Origin of the sequence: Dialister sp. UBA1703, from assembly GCA_002320515.1 — a bacterium.
GTDB lineage: Bacteria > Bacillota > Negativicutes > Veillonellales > Dialisteraceae > Dialister.
The window spans coordinates 1-14,244 of the sequence record DCJJ01000140.1; the positions used below are offsets into that span (position 1 = coordinate 1).

Sequence of the window (14,244 nt, forward strand, 5' to 3'; positions counted from 1 at the left end):
GATTAAGATGACCAACCTCCGTCCTGTAACCCATTTCGAAAAGGTTGCATTCCCGATCGTTGTTGCCATCGTCGTTTCCCTGCTTCTCCCGCCGGTAGCATCTCTGATGGGCATGCTCTGCCTGGGCAACCTGTTTGAAGTATCCGGCGTAACTGCTCGTCTGTCTGATACCGCTCAGAATGCACTGTGCAACATCGTTACCATTTTCCTGGCAACCGGCACAGGCCTCACCATGACCGGCGACAAATTCATTCGTGTACAGACCCTTGAAATCATTGTTCTCGGCCTTGTTGCATTCGCAGCAGGCACCGCAGGCGGCGTACTCTTCGGCCAGATCATGAGAATTGCATCCGGCAATACTGTAAACCCGCTGATTGGTTCCGCAGGCGTATCTGCCGTACCGATGGCAGCCCGTGTATCCCAGGTTGTAGGTCTGAAAGACAACCCGTCCAACTACCTGCTTATGCAGGCTATGGGCCCGAACGTAGCAGGCGTTATCGGTACTGCAGTCGCTGCAGGCACCATGCTGGCACAGTTCGGAGGCTGATTTCTTTAGGAAATCCGTCAATAAAAAGCACTCTCGAAAGAGGGTGCTTTTTTTATTGGGGCGGCAAAGCCGACCGGGTGCAGAGGGTTCAAAGGGGAAGGAGGCGCCCTTCGGGCGCTGAATATAAAGGGGAAAGGTGCGCGGCTTCGCCGCAGGTTGTGGCCTGCTGGCGCAGGCAGGTTGTGTAAAAGGGTTGCGGAAAAGGGGTCTCAGGCTGGATAAGCCTTCGGCGTGAAGGTTGAGGCAGCGCCCCTTCGGGTACCCTCTGTCCCCGCCCCTTTGAACCGGCCTTATAATATATTTTTATATGACTCTATAAAAAAATAAATAAATCCTTTTTAGGAGGGAAATGGGCATGGAAAAGAGGGGGTGGAGGAGCCATAGAGGGGGGAATGGAAGGTGTATATGGTGCATAAATATACGATTTCAAAAATAGCAGGTGGAAAAGAAAATCCGAAAAATCCCTGCTTTTAGGGATTTTTGGTGAGGACGGAAGGTGTTTTTGGAAGGAGACATATAGATAGCCTGCTATGGAAACATATATTGTATGCTATGTAATCATAAATACATAGGCATATATATAGATATATATGCAGATTTGATTATGGATTATCTGGCGGTTACAATACAAATGAACGAGGAATCGTGTTGTTTCTTGTTTTATGTGAGTCTTGCCCGGAGACTGTAGGGAAAGGAGGGCAGCAGGTTGTCTAGGGATTTGCAGAATGGATGATTCGGATTTTCTCACCAGTTCAGCTATTATTTATGCATATTTTTAAAATCCGGCATCCATGATTCACGAGTCTCTTTCCTCCGTAGGGGAGGGACGATTCATTTCAAGGAAGGTGAACTTATGGATCCAGCTATTACCACATTGTGCGTACTGGCAGTAGCTGCATTCCTGTTTGTTACCGAACTGATTCCGCTGGCAGTCACTGCAATGGCAGCCTGCACGGCTCTCGGTATCCTGGGCGTACTTCCGTCCAAACAGGTATATGCAGGTCTTTCCAACTCCACCGTCGTTCTTTTCGGCGGCATGTTCGTCATCGGCGCAGCCATGTTCAAGACAGGCCTGGCTGAAGCAGTAGGTCTCTGGGTAGTAAACAAGGCAGGTACGAAGGAAGTACCGCTCATGGGCGCTATCATGGTCGTTACCATTGCTCTGTCCGCCGTATCTTCCAATACCGGTACCGTAGCATGCCTCATGCCGGTTATCATCGGTATTGCAAACGCTGCCCACATTCCGGCATCCAAGGAACTGATGCCTCTGGCAGTGGCAGCTAACGTGGGCGGCACCATCACCATGATCGGTACTCCGCCAAACGTTATCGTTACCGGCGCTCTGTCCGCAGCCGGACTTCCGTCCTTTGGCTTCTTCGAATTCGCATTAATCGGCGTTCCGCTGTCCGTCATTGTTCTGGTTTACATGCTCACCATCGGCCGTAAGACCATTCCGGTGAAGAATGCAGGCGCTATGGATGCGGCTGCCGTAGAAGCTGCTAAGAAAGAAGCAGGCGCAGGCGATGACAATGCACCGAAGAGCAAGACAAAGATGTGGATTTCCGGTCTCATTCTTCTGGGCGTAGTTGCTGCTATGGCTCTGAACCTCAAGACCGTTCCTCTCCAGACCGCTGCTGTTACCGGCGCCATTCTCTGCGTCATCACCGGCTGCCTGAAAGAAAAGGAAGCCTATGCAGGTATCGACTGGGTAACCATTTTCCTCTTCGCCGGCATGCTTTCCGTGGCTACCGCTATGGATAAGACAGGCGCAGGCAAACTGATTGCCGACACCGTAGTAGGCATGATGGGCGAGAACCCGAACCCCATCGTACTCTGCGCTGTACTGTACCTGATTTCCAACGTACTGACCCAGTTCATGAGTAACACTGCATCTGCAGCTCTGCTTGCACCAATTGGTATTTCCATTGCCCAGTCCATCGGCGCTGACCCGAAACCGGTACTTATGTCCATCGGTATCGCAGCATCCATGGCCTTCGCAACACCAATGGCTACTCCGCCAAACACCCTGGTTCTTGGACCTGGCGGATTCTCTTTCAATGACTATGTCAAAGTCGGTGTACCGCTCTGCATCATTACCTTCGTTGCAAGCGTTGCCATCATCCCGATTTTCTGGCCATTCTTCCCGGGATAATATCCTGGTCTGAAAATTGACGAAATGGCGGAATTCTGCCCTGCCCTGTGCGGGACAGATTTCCCCTTTTCCAAAGACTGTATGTAAAGAAAGGTGGATTTATACATGGAATCTCCGAGCCCGCTTTCCATTTGTCTCACCAACATGGTTATCGTATTTGCGGTTCTGGTTTTTCTTGCATTCGTTATTCAGCTGATTCACGTTGTGGATCCGACCAAGAACAAGAAGAAATAAGTAGTACGTAACCATTAGATTAGGAGGATACAAACATGGATGGCTTCATGAGAGCACTTGTTTCCGTATGGACAGACTCCGGCTTTGCTAGTCTCACCATCGAAAACGTTATTATGATTCTGGTAGGCATTGTCCTGCTCTATCTGGCAATCGCAAAAGAGTATGAACCTCTTCTGCTGATGCCCATCGCCTTTGGCGATATTATGGCCAACTTCCCCAATACCGGCTTTGAAACGGATATGGGCGTTATGATGGCTATCGGATTTGGTATTAAGTATGAAATTTTCCCGCCGCTGATTTTCATGGGCGTAGGCGCCATGACCGATTTCAGCCCCCTCATCGCTAACCCGAAGACCATGCTCTTAGGTGCTGCTGCTCAGATCGGCGTATTCGTAGCACTGGCAGGCGCTATGATCCTGGGCTTCAATGTCCAGGAAGCAGCTGCCATCGGCATCATCGGCGGCGCTGACGGCCCGACCTCTATTTACCTCACTTCCAAGCTGGCTCCCCACCTCCTCGGTGCCGTAGCTGTAGCCGCTTACTCCTACATGTCCCTGGTTCCCCTGATCCAGCCGCCGATTATGAAGCTCCTGACCACCAAGGAACAGAGAAAAATCAGAATGACCAACCTTCGTCCTGTAACCCATTTCGAAAGAGTGGCATTCCCCATCGTCGTTTCCATCGTCGTTTCCCTGCTGCTCCCGCCGGTAGCATCCCTCATGGGCATGCTCTGCCTGGGCAACCTGTTTGAAGTATCCGGCGTAACCGGCCGTCTGTCTGACACTGCTCAGAATGCACTGTGCAACATCGTTACCATTTTCCTGGCAACCGGCACAGGCCTCACCATGACCGGCGACAAATTTATCCGTGTGCAGACCCTTGAAATCATCTGCCTCGGCCTGGTTGCATTCGCAGCAGGCACCGCAGGCGGCGTACTCTTCGGTCAGATCATGAGAATTGCATCGGGCAACAAGGTAAACCCCCTCATCGGCTCCGCAGGCGTATCTGCCGTACCAATGGCAGCCCGCGTATCCCAGGTGGTAGGCCTCCGCGATAACCCGTCCAACTACCTGCTTATGCAGGCTATGGGCCCGAACGTTGCAGGTGTTATCGGTACTGCAGTAGCTGCAGGCACCATGCTGGCACAGTTCGGAGGCTGATTTCTGTAAGAAATCTGTCAATGAAAAGCATCCTCGAAAGAGGGTGCTTTTTTATTGGGGGGCAAAGCCGCCCGGGTGCAGAGGGTCCAAAGGGGAAGGAGGCGCCCTTAGGGCGCTGAATATAAAGGGGAAGGGGGCGCGGCTTCGCCGCAGGTTGTGGCCTGCTGGCGCAGGCAGGTTGTGTAAAAGGGTTGCGGAAAAGGGCGCAGGTTGGACAGGCCTTTGGCGTGAGGGTTGAGGCAGCGCCCTTTGGGCGCGGAATATCAAGGGGCGGTAGCAGCCCCTTGATTTCCCCTTGCATTCTCCTTGAAATACTGATATTATTACACTTGATAAGGAGTCTTAATTATGCAGCTAATTGATTTATCTGATGTACATGATTTCAGCGCAGCCCGTTTCCTGCTTTACTGGCTGGTGGCGTCCATTGTGGCTATTATTGTGGCTTACAGTATCGGACAGGAGAATAAACTGAAGTGGTTCCGCCAGCGGAAGTCCAACGGCTTTATGGTGCGCCGCGGTGTATTCGGCAATTTCAGCCTGCTGGGGGTGCCGCATTCCAAGGAGGGCTTTGCCATTACTGCCGGTATCTTTATCGGCGCCGGTGTGATTTGGGCACTTCTTGTATTTGTCATTCTTCCTGTTTTCGGTTATAATCTATAATATAAAAGATAACTTTATATTTTATTTCCTGCGTATGGCACAGGGGTAGGAAATTCATCCTGATTGAAGGACCTGGCATTGAAAAATGTCAGGTCTTTTTTTAAAGATAATTCATGCATTACAGGTTATTGCTTTTCCAAGGGATTGGAAGAAAAGGAAAAAGGATTCATGGAAAACATTTTGTATTTTTATTCATTTAGGAGGTTTCAATGACAGCCTGGGAAAGTATTGCAAGTGAGTTGTTCAGCGGGGTTATGGGCATGGGGGATATTTCCGTATGGATGATGTTCCTCATCGGCGGGTTCCTCATTTATTTGGGAGTGAAGAAGGATTATGAGCCCATGCTTCTTTTCCCCATGGGGGTGGGCTGTATTCTGGCCAATATCCCCGGCCATTTTGCGGTGATTCCCACAGGGGGCGGGGAGCCGGGGTTCCTGTCCGTGCTTTATGAGGCGGGCATTGCCAATGAGCTTTTCCCGGTGCTTATTTTTATTGCGGTGGGGGCTATGTGCGAATTTGATCCTCTCATCCGCGCTCCCTATGTGATGCTCTTTGCGGCAGCCGCCCATTTCGGCATTTTTGCTGCGGCTCTTCTGGCGTCTTTTGCGGGATTCCCGTTCAATGAGGCCGCATCCATCGGTATCATCGGCGCTGCTGACGGTCCCACCACCATTTTCGTGGCCCAGAAGTTTGCCACGAATCTCCTGGCACCGCTGACGGTGACGGCTTTCTGCTACATGTCCCTGGTGCCCATTATCCAGCCGCCCATTGTAAGGCTGCTGACCACGAAGAAGGAGCGCATGATCCGCATGCCCTTCAAGGCGGAGAAGCCTGTTTCCTGGACAGCCCGTTTCCTGTTCCCCCTGATGGTGGTTCTTATTGCAGGCATTCTGGCGCCCATTTCCGTGCCCCTCATCGGCGCCCTCATGTTTGGCAACCTGCTCAAGGTGTCGGGGGTGACGGATTCCCTGTCCAATGCGGCGCAGAATGAGCTGGCCAATCTGGTCACCCTTCTTCTTGGCATTACTGTAGGAGCAACCATGACGGCGGAAAATATCCTTACCATGGATGTACTGAAAATCCTGGCGCTGGGGGCGGTGGCCTTTGTATTCGACACCGTAGGCGGCGTGCTTTTTGCGAAGCTGGCCAATCTTTTCCTGAAAAAGAAAATCAACCCCATGATCGGTGCCTGCGGCATTTCCGCCTTCCCCATGTCGGGCCGGGTGATTGCGAAGATGGCACTGAAGGAAGATCCTTCCAATTATATTATCCAGCATGCCATGGGGGTTAACGTGGCAGGCCAGGTGGCGTCGGTAGTGGCAGGCGGTCTGGTGCTGGCTTTGATTCCGGTATTAGGATAAGGAGGAAATCATGACAAGTGTAGAATCATCGGCGGCTTTAATGGTTATCGCCTACCCCCTTCTTTTCGTGGTGATGGCTGTGTTCGCAGGGCTTACATACCTTTTGAACCGGACATTCGGGAAGTAGAAATAGGGGTCAGCAGGATAATGAAGCTTGGCTGCCCCGCTTCCTGCCTGATGGCAGGAAGCGGCGGGCCTTTGATAAAAGGGGCTGAGGAACACCGAATATACGACGCGCAGCTTTATGTGTCATTAGGCTCCTGCGGGGCCTCGGATTTTCTACGAAAATCCGCTATCATCCGTCGCCTGCGGCGACACCTTCTTCCAAAGGAAGAAGGGCTTTTGTACTACGTCATGTACCCGTGGTGACACAAAAGGCATTCCCGTAACGCTGACTTCAAAAAGGGGCTGTGAAAAAATGTAAATCATTTTTTCACAGCCCCTTTCTTGGCGTTTATTGGTTATGATTCATCAAATTCGAAGATGAAGAGTTTGTGGTTTTTGTCCGATGCCAGCCTTGTGAAGCGGTCGTACTGACGGAGAATATCCACGATCAGCTCTTCCTTTTTCATGAGGCGCAGGGAGTAGCCGGTGCGGCCGTCTTCAAAGCAGCTGGCAGGAATGTAGATTTTATGCTTCTTCACGAAGGGCATGGCCTTATTTTTGATGGCAGTGTCAGAGGCTTCACGGATTTCGCACATAATGCCGTAGGTGAAGTCATGGAGGCCGCTCTGGCGGATGGTGAATTCATACCGGGGGAGGCCCTGCACTGTCTTTTCTTCAATGGAAGGGTGAATGCCGTGGCGTTCCATTTCCGCTTTCAGCTCTTCCAGGGCGGGAAGGGCGGTGTTCTTCATGAAATCCAGGGTGCCGGCAAGATCGGGCTCTGAGGACATGATGGAAAGGCGCTGTTTCCAGGCGCTGCCGGTCCAGTAGGAGGTGTAGACGGACATGTTGCGGCTGAAGTAGTCTTCGTCAGCCATCAGTCCTTTCCACAGGCAGAAGCAGAGGAGGAGCATGATGAAGAGGAAGGGGAGGGCGGTAATCATGGTCATGGACTGAAGGGCGCTGAGTCCGCCGGAGTACAGAAGTCCGATGGCCAGAAGGGACATGAGGTATCCCCAGAAAATGCTCTGCCAGCGGGGAAAGGTGTGTTCTCCGTGGGAGGCGATGGTATTGATGACGAAAATGCCGGAGTCGGCGGAGGTGACAAAGAATATAAATATCATCAGTACGGAAATGGCGGAGGTGAACTGGCCAAGGGGTTCCAGGGAGAGGAAGGCGAAGAGGAGGGCTTCCGTCTGGCCGGCCAGGGTAGAGAGGGCGCCGGCATTTTCCTGATCCAGCAGGATGGCGGAATTTCCGAAAATGGTCATCCATAAAAGATTGAAAAGGGTGGGGACGAAAAGAACGCCCAGAATAAATTCGCGGATAGTCCGGCCTTTCGATATTTTGGCAATAAACATACCCACGAAGGGGGCCCAGGAAATCCACCATGCCCAGTACATGACGGTCCAGTCTGTAAACCAGCCTTCATTTTCCGGGTCATAGGCAAAGGTACGGAAGCTCATGGGAACCAGGTTATGGATGTAGGCGCCCACATTTTCTGTGAAATCCCTCATTATGCGGGTGGTGGGGCCGGCCAGAAGGATGAAGAGGAGAAGAAGTCCCGCCAGGGCCAGATTGGCTTCACTCAGCCGGCGAACCCCCTTACCTACACCGGAGATGGCGGAGACGATGGAGCAGGAGGTGGCTGCCAGGATGATGACAGCCAGAGCGGGCTGGGTCAACTGCCCTAAAAGACCTACGTGCTTCAAACCGGCGCCCAGCTGCATGGCGCCGTAGCCCAGGGTGGTGGTAATACCGAAAATGGTGCAGCACAGGGCGATGATATCGATGAGGTGGCTGGCGGTGCCATTCATGTTTTCCTTAAGGAGGGGATAGAAGGCACTTCGGATGGTGAGGGGCAGATGGTAGCGGAAACCGAAATAGGCAAGGGCCAGTCCCATGGTGCCGTAAATGGCCCAGGCATGGATGCCCCAGTGGAAGAAGGTGTTCAGCATGGCTGTTTTGGCCTGTTCGCCTGCTGAAAGGCCTTCCCTGAGGGGCAGGGCGTAGTGGGAAATGGGTTCTGCCACGCCGAAATACAAAAGGCCGATGCCCATGCCGGCAGCAAAAAGCATGGAAACCCAGGATAGGAAGGGATATTCCGGCTCTTCGTCTTCATCGCCTAGACGAATATCTCCCAGACGGCTCAGGCAGAGAAGAAGGAGAAACAGAATGAACAGGGAAGCGCCGAAAATGAATGCCCAGCCCCAGGTGCCGGTAATCCATTGCCGCGCTATGTTCAGGTAGTGGCCGGAAATGCCGGGAACCAGCATACAGCAAAAGGCAATAAAGAAGATAATTGATAATCCGGGAATGGTAATGCCCTTGTCAAAGGTGGATGGGATTTTTAATTTCATGGGAACCTCCTTGCCTGTCAAAATAGGGAAATGCAGTGGGACGCTGATTCATTCATTGAGTATTTTTTTATAGGAAATATGATACACTGCCCGGTCATGGGACAGGTTTCATGGCTTCCTGCTTTCTGCACAAAATGCGGAAGAAGCATATCATACATCCCAGGCATTCCTGCCATTTTCTTTAAAAATAGAATACCACCATGCCATAGGAGGCGTCAAAGATGAAAATGCCTATCTTTTGCAGAAAGAATAAGCACAGAGCATATAAATTGAACTGACGGTTCAATATAGAAAAAATTGATAGCAAGCGCTGGCGGGACGGCTGAAGGAGACTGAATTCATAGATTTTAACCGTTTTATAAGTGTATATTCATAAAAATAAGCATAACCTTCCGGATGGGATTTTGGGGTGAATGATAGGGATTTTACTATGAAAAATGGAGAATAAATAAATTGTAATCTATGTAAAATGGGACGCAAAATTCAGATAAAATTAGATTTCAAGAGATAATATAAGATAATCGAATATCCAATTAGATAACTGCAGAAAAACACATATAATGCTATATTTATTTGAAAATCAGCTAAAATTCCTGTATATTGGCATTAGGTGCTGCGGAAGCGCAGATTCATTGCCAGGGGCTGCTTTGTAAAAATGACGCACTCCTGGTTCCCCGGATTTCTTAAGAGAGTTCCGGGGCCGGTCGTTTTCCTGCTGTATATATCAAAGACGCCGGGAGAAAGGAATGAATCAGCTTCCATGGATACAGGCTGAGGGCCTGTGATAAACAGTCTTTCCCGAGGCAGCGAAAGGAGGGGAGAAGAGGAAGGGTGATTCCTTCAGGCATCGGAGGGTTCAGGTATTTGGGAAGCACTGATTGATTCATGGAGTCTGCTTTTATAAGAGTAAGAGCAAACAATGATTAAATCAGCACTTTCTTTAGAGATTGCCGGAATGTGAAGAGAAATGGATGTATCAGTCTTTCAGAAACGGGACCGGATGAATATGGTTTCGCTTCATGCCATTATTTATTATTTACGGAAGGGCCGATTCGTTTCCAACGTCTGCTTTGACAGGAACTTTTATGCACTGCCCGGTCATGGGGCAAAGCGGCGGCTGCCAGAAGCCCCGTTTTCTGCAGTGAAAGATTTCAGAAATAAAAAGTAAGTCATGGAATCGGTACTTCCCTGGAAATCATTTTATGTCCGCAGAAACAGGGTAAGGAATCGGAGATGGCACCCTTTGGTTTTTTTACATCAATATGAAACAGGAAGGTGAACTGATGGATCCAGCCATTATAACTTTAAGCGTACTGGCAGTGGCAGCATTCCTCTTTATTACGGAGCTGATTCCGCTGGCAGTGACAGCCATGGCAGCCTGTACGGCTCTTGGCATTCTGGGAGTTCTTCCCTCTAAGGCGGTGTATGCCGGCTTATCCAATTCTACGGTAGTACTTTTCGGCGGCATGTTCGTCATCGGCGCCGCTATGTTTAAGACAGGCCTTGCCGAAGCCATCGGCGTGGCGGTGGTGAAGAAGGCGGGAACCAATGAGATTCCCCTGATGGCAGCTATTATGCTTGTTACCATTGTGTTATCCGCCGTTTCTTCCAATACCGGTACGGTGGCCTGCCTCATGCCGGTTATCATCGGTATCTGCCAGGCGGCAAAGATTCCGGCGTCCAAGGAACTGATGCCTCTGGCTATTGCAGCCAATGTGGGCGGCACCATTACCATGATCGGTACTCCGCCAAACGTCATCGTTACCGGAGCCCTTTCCACCGCAGGCCTGCCTGCTTTCGGATTCTTCGAATTTGCATGGATCGGTATTCCGCTCTCCGTAATCATTACGCTGTACACCCTTTTCATCGGACGTCACTTCATTCCCGCCAAGAGCGGCGGCGCCATGGATGAGGCAGCACTGAAAGCGGCGAAGGAAGAAGCCGGCGCCGGCGGAGACGCACCGAAGAGCAAGGTGAAAATGTGGATTTCCGGGCTCATCCTTATCGGTGTCGTAGCTGCCATGGCATTGAATCTTAAGACCGTGCCCCTTCATACGGCAGCGGTTACAGGCGCCATCCTCTGTGTCGTTACAGGCTGCCTGAAGGAAAAGGAAGCCTATGCAGGCATTGACTGGGTCACCATTTTCCTCTTTGCCGGCATGCTCTCTGTGGCTGCGGCTATGGAAAAAACCGGGGCCGGTAAGCTCATTGCTGATTCCGTAGTGAATATGATGGGCGAAAACCCGAACCCCTATGTACTGACAGCAGTCCTTTTCCTTATTTCCAACATTCTGACCCAGTTCATGTCCAATACCGCATCCGCTGCCCTGCTGGCACCTATCGGTATTTCCATCGCCCAGTCCATCGGCGCAGATCCGAAGCCGGTTCTGATGGCTCTCGGCATCGCAGCGTCCTGTGCTTTTGCAACCCCCATGGCGACCCCGCCTAACACCCTTGTCCTTGGGCCTGCGGGATTCTCCTTCAATGATTATGCAAAAGTGGGCATTCCCATGTGCATTCTTTCCCTCATCATCTGCCTCGTGGTCATTCCTGTGGTGTGGCCCTTCGGCATGTAATTCAAGTTCTTATCCCGGTTTTCGGGAGTATGATTCAGGGAAACGCCGGTTTCGCGAAAGAACCGGCTGTCTCCCGGAAAGGCGGTACGCTCTATGGCATCTCCAAGCCCTCTCTCCATCTGCCTGACCAATATGGTCATCGTATTTGCGGTGCTGGTGTTCCTGGCTTTCGTTATCCAGCTCATCCACATCGTAGATCCCACCAAGAATAGGAAAAGATAAGTTATAAACCATAAAGGAGGTAGACTCAATGGACGGTTTTATGAGAGCCCTTGCTTCTGTATGGACAGATTCGGGCTTTGCATCCCTGACGATTGAAAATGTGATTATGATTCTGGTAGGCATTGTCCTGCTCTATCTGGCAATTGCAAAAGAGTATGAACCTCTTCTGTTGATGCCCATCGCCTTCGGCGATATTATGGCCAACTTCCCCAATACCGGCTTTGAAACGGACATGGGCGTTATGATGGCTATCGGATTTGGTATTAAGTATGAAATTTTCCCACCGCTGATTTTCATGGGGGTCGGCGCTATGACCGATTTCAGCCCCCTCATTGCTAACCCGAAGACCATGCTCTTAGGTGCTGCTGCTCAGATCGGCGTATTCGTAGCACTGGCAGGCGCTATGATCCTGGGCTTCAATGTCCAGGAAGCAGCTGCCATCGGCATCATCGGCGGCGCTGACGGCCCGACCTCTATTTACCTCACTTCCAAGCTGGCTCCCCACCTCCTCGGTGCCGTAGCCGTAGCCGCTTATTCCTATATGTCCCTGGTTCCCCTGATCCAGCCGCCGATTATGAAGCTCCTGACCACTAAGGAACAGAGACAGATCCGCATGACCAACCTTCGTCCTGTAACCCATTTCGAAAGAGTGGCATTCCCCATCGTCGTTTCCATCGTCGTTTCCCTGCTGCTCCCGCCGGTAGCATCCCTCATGGGCATGCTCTGCCTGGGCAACCTGTTTGAAGTATCCGGCGTAACCGGCCGTCTGTCTGACACTGCCAAGAATGCACTGTGCAACATCGTTACCATTTTCCTGGCAACCGGCACAGGCCTCACCATGACCGGCGACAAATTCATCCGTGTGCAGACCCTTGAAATCATCTGCCTCGGCCTCGTTGCATTCGCAGCAGGCACCGCTGGCGGCGTACTCTTCGGCCAGCTCATGAGAATTGCTTCCGGCAACAAGGTAAACCCCCTCATCGGTTCCGCAGGCGTATCTGCCGTACCAATGGCAGCCCGCGTATCCCAGGTGGTAGGCCTCCGCGATAACCCGTCCAACTACCTGCTTATGCAGGCTATGGGCCCCAACGTGGCAGGCGTTATCGGTACTGCAGTTGCTGCAGGCACCATGTTGGCACAGTTCGGAGGCTGATTTCTGTAAGAAATCTGTCAATAAAAAGCACTCTCGAAAGAGGGTGCTTTTTTATTTGGGAGGATTTGCCGCCGGGGGCGTTGAGCCTGGGGATTCCTTATAAAAGGATAAATAAAAAACGGCGCCGAAGCGCCGTTTTCCATTGCTTTTATTTACTTTCAAAGAATGCCTTGTAGGCCAGGTAGGTTTCGTAGGCATCGGCTTTGGAGAGGAGGTCGTAGGGGGAGTGCATGGAGAGCATGGCGGTGCCGCAGTCCACGACTTCAGCGCCCCAGTCGGCCATCATGAAGGCGATGGTGCCGCCGCCGCCCTGGTCCACCTTGCCCAGTTCGCCGATCTGCCAGCATACGCCGGCTTCGTTGAAGATGGTGCGGATTTTCTGCAGGAATTCAGCATTAGCATCGTTGCTGCCGGCTTTGCCTCTGGCACCGCCGTACTTGGTGAGGTTGATGCCGTAACCCATGAAGGAGGCATTGTCCTTTTCCGATACTTCCGGGAACATGGGGTCCAGGCAGGAGTTCACGTCAGCGGAAAGCATTTCGCTGTTTTCCATGGTTTCATAGAAATCAAGGATGGTGTTCTGTCCCTGGAGGGCAAGAAGTTTCATGACGAATTTCACAAAGTAGGAAGATTCCATGCCTGTGTTGCCGTAGGAACCGATTTCCTCTTTATCGGTAAGGAGGGCAGCCTGGGTTTTCACGCCGGGTTTGGCATTGAGGATGGCTTCCAGGTTGGCATAGGAGCACACCCGGTCATCCTGGCCGTAGGAGGCGATGAGGGAACGGTCGAAGCCCACGTCCCGGCTCTTGGTGGCAGGCACCAATTCCAGTTCGGCGGTGGCAAAGTCTTCTTCTTCAATGCCGTAGGTGTCTTTCAGCCATTTCATGAAGGCTTCCTTTGGCTTTACCTTGTCTTCTGCATTGGTCCAGGCAATGGCCTGCAGCTGTTCGCCGGTAATGCCTTCGGCCAGGGTCTTCTTCATCTGGTCCTGGGCCATGTGGATGAGAAGGTCGGATACGTAGAAAATGGGGTCTCCTTCCTTCATGCCCACATTGATTTCCACTTTCTTTCCGTCCCTTGTATAAATGACGCCGATGAGGGCCAGGGGGATGGTGGGCCACTGGTATTTCTTAATGCCGCCGTAGTAGTGGGTGCGGAAGTAGACTACCCCTTCCTGTTCGTGAACCGGGTTTGCCTTCAGGTCCAGCCGGGGAGAGTCGATGTGGGAGCCTACGATTTTGATGCCCTCATGTACCGGCTCTTTGCCAATCACTGCCAGAATGACGGATTTGCCCTTCTGGTTCCAGTACACCTTGTCTCCCGGCTTCAGGGATTTCATGTCGTATACCGGCTTGAATCCCTTTTCCTCTGCCTGACGGATGATTTCAGCGGCAGCCAGCCTTTCGGTGCGGGCGGTGTCAAGGAAAGCTTTGTATTTTTCACCATAATCCATAACGGCCTTTCGCTCTTTCTGATTCATGCGCTGCCATACGGACTTTGTTCTGCTGTATGTTTCTTTCATAACAAACCTCCTGTAATAGAGAATAATTATCACATTTATCATTATACTACAGAGGCTCCAGTGGGGCTATGGGAATTATGGGCTTGGTAAGTGTCAAGTTTTCCTCGGTAATTCATTTGACTGTCGATGATTACTATCTCCGTGGCTTCGGTTTTATCAGTATTTCTGTATAGCTCTGGCCAGTCTCCCCAT

The 14,244-nt window shown here is 51.5% G+C and carries 11 protein-coding genes; 9 read left to right on the forward strand and 2 right to left on the reverse strand.

The window, feature by feature from the left end; translation table 11 throughout:
* The 6 genes from B2Y11_RS06095 to B2Y11_RS06120 form a co-directional block, all read left to right on the forward strand.
* The coding region (locus B2Y11_RS06095; protein WP_291057350.1) for a sodium ion-translocating decarboxylase subunit beta at positions 1–547 on the forward strand (547 nt) is incomplete at its 5' end.
* Between the two features lie 853 nt (positions 548–1,400).
* Positions 1,401–2,699 carry an SLC13 family permease gene (locus B2Y11_RS06100; protein ID WP_291057352.1) on the forward strand — a complete coding sequence of 433 codons (1,299 nt, stop codon included), beginning with the start codon at positions 1,401–1,403 and terminating at the stop codon, positions 2,697–2,699.
* 105 nt (positions 2,700–2,804) lie between these two features.
* Positions 2,805–2,933, forward strand: a complete 129-nt coding sequence (locus B2Y11_RS06105) for an OadG family protein (protein ID WP_288265347.1) — start codon at positions 2,805–2,807, stop codon at positions 2,931–2,933.
* A gap of 35 nt (positions 2,934–2,968) precedes the next feature.
* The gene (locus B2Y11_RS06110; RefSeq protein ID WP_291057355.1) at positions 2,969–4,093 is read left to right on the forward strand and encodes a sodium ion-translocating decarboxylase subunit beta; all 1,125 of its coding nucleotides are present in this window, start codon (positions 2,969–2,971) and stop codon (positions 4,091–4,093) included.
* 348 nt (positions 4,094–4,441) lie between these two features.
* Positions 4,442–4,753 carry a phospho-N-acetylmuramoyl-pentapeptide-transferase gene (locus B2Y11_RS06115; RefSeq protein ID WP_291057357.1) on the forward strand — a complete coding sequence of 104 codons (312 nt, stop codon included), beginning with the start codon at positions 4,442–4,444 and terminating at the stop codon, positions 4,751–4,753.
* A 209-nt stretch (positions 4,754–4,962) separates the two neighbouring features.
* Positions 4,963–6,114, forward strand: a complete 1,152-nt coding sequence (locus B2Y11_RS06120; RefSeq protein ID WP_291057359.1) for a sodium ion-translocating decarboxylase subunit beta — start codon at positions 4,963–4,965, stop codon at positions 6,112–6,114.
* A gap of 461 nt (positions 6,115–6,575) precedes the next feature.
* Here the strand turns inward: B2Y11_RS06120 and B2Y11_RS06125 are convergent, their stop codons facing one another.
* Positions 6,576–8,579: a BCCT family transporter gene (locus B2Y11_RS06125; protein ID WP_291057360.1), complete on the reverse strand. Its 2,004-nt coding sequence runs from the start codon at positions 8,577–8,579 to the stop codon at positions 6,576–6,578.
* A 1,283-nt stretch (positions 8,580–9,862) separates the two neighbouring features.
* Here B2Y11_RS06125 and B2Y11_RS06130 point away from each other — a divergent pair.
* The 3 genes from B2Y11_RS06130 (at position 9,863) to B2Y11_RS06140 (ending at position 12,530) form a co-directional block, all read left to right on the forward strand.
* Positions 9,863–11,155, forward strand: coding sequence for an SLC13 family permease (locus B2Y11_RS06130; RefSeq protein ID WP_288269886.1), 1,293 nt, complete (start codon positions 9,863–9,865; stop codon positions 11,153–11,155).
* 93 nt (positions 11,156–11,248) lie between these two features.
* Complete coding sequence (locus B2Y11_RS06135; protein WP_288269887.1) at positions 11,249–11,377, forward strand: OadG family protein; 129 nt, start codon at positions 11,249–11,251, stop codon at positions 11,375–11,377.
* 28 nt (positions 11,378–11,405) lie between these two features.
* The gene (locus tag B2Y11_RS06140) at positions 11,406–12,530 is read left to right on the forward strand and encodes a sodium ion-translocating decarboxylase subunit beta (RefSeq protein WP_291057363.1); all 1,125 of its coding nucleotides are present in this window, start codon (positions 11,406–11,408) and stop codon (positions 12,528–12,530) included.
* 148 nt (positions 12,531–12,678) lie between these two features.
* On the opposite strand, the gene B2Y11_RS06145 is transcribed toward B2Y11_RS06140, so the two are convergent.
* Positions 12,679–14,052 carry an aminopeptidase gene (locus tag B2Y11_RS06145; protein ID WP_291057365.1) on the reverse strand — a complete coding sequence of 458 codons (1,374 nt, stop codon included), beginning with the start codon at positions 14,050–14,052 and terminating at the stop codon, positions 12,679–12,681.
* Positions 14,053–14,244: the final 192 nt, after the last annotated feature.

Bases quoted from the DNA above. Each gene is read 5' to 3' on its own strand.
- B2Y11_RS06100 (WP_291057352.1), top strand. From the start codon at position 1,401: ATGGATCCAGCTATTACCACATTGTGCGTACTGGCAGTAGCTGCATTC.
- B2Y11_RS06105 (WP_288265347.1), top strand. From the start codon at position 2,805: ATGGAATCTCCGAGCCCGCTTTCCATTTGTCTCACCAACATGGTTATC.
- B2Y11_RS06110 (WP_291057355.1), top strand. From the start codon at position 2,969: ATGGATGGCTTCATGAGAGCACTTGTTTCCGTATGGACAGACTCCGGC.
- B2Y11_RS06115 (WP_291057357.1), top strand. From the start codon at position 4,442: ATGCAGCTAATTGATTTATCTGATGTACATGATTTCAGCGCAGCCCGT.
- B2Y11_RS06120 (WP_291057359.1), top strand. From the start codon at position 4,963: ATGACAGCCTGGGAAAGTATTGCAAGTGAGTTGTTCAGCGGGGTTATG.
- B2Y11_RS06125 (WP_291057360.1), bottom strand. From the start codon at position 8,579: ATGAAATTAAAAATCCCATCCACCTTTGACAAGGGCATTACCATTCCC.
- B2Y11_RS06130 (WP_288269886.1), top strand. From the start codon at position 9,863: ATGGATCCAGCCATTATAACTTTAAGCGTACTGGCAGTGGCAGCATTC.
- B2Y11_RS06135 (WP_288269887.1), top strand. From the start codon at position 11,249: ATGGCATCTCCAAGCCCTCTCTCCATCTGCCTGACCAATATGGTCATC.
- B2Y11_RS06140 (WP_291057363.1), top strand. From the start codon at position 11,406: ATGGACGGTTTTATGAGAGCCCTTGCTTCTGTATGGACAGATTCGGGC.
- B2Y11_RS06145 (WP_291057365.1), bottom strand. From the start codon at position 14,052: ATGAAAGAAACATACAGCAGAACAAAGTCCGTATGGCAGCGCATGAAT.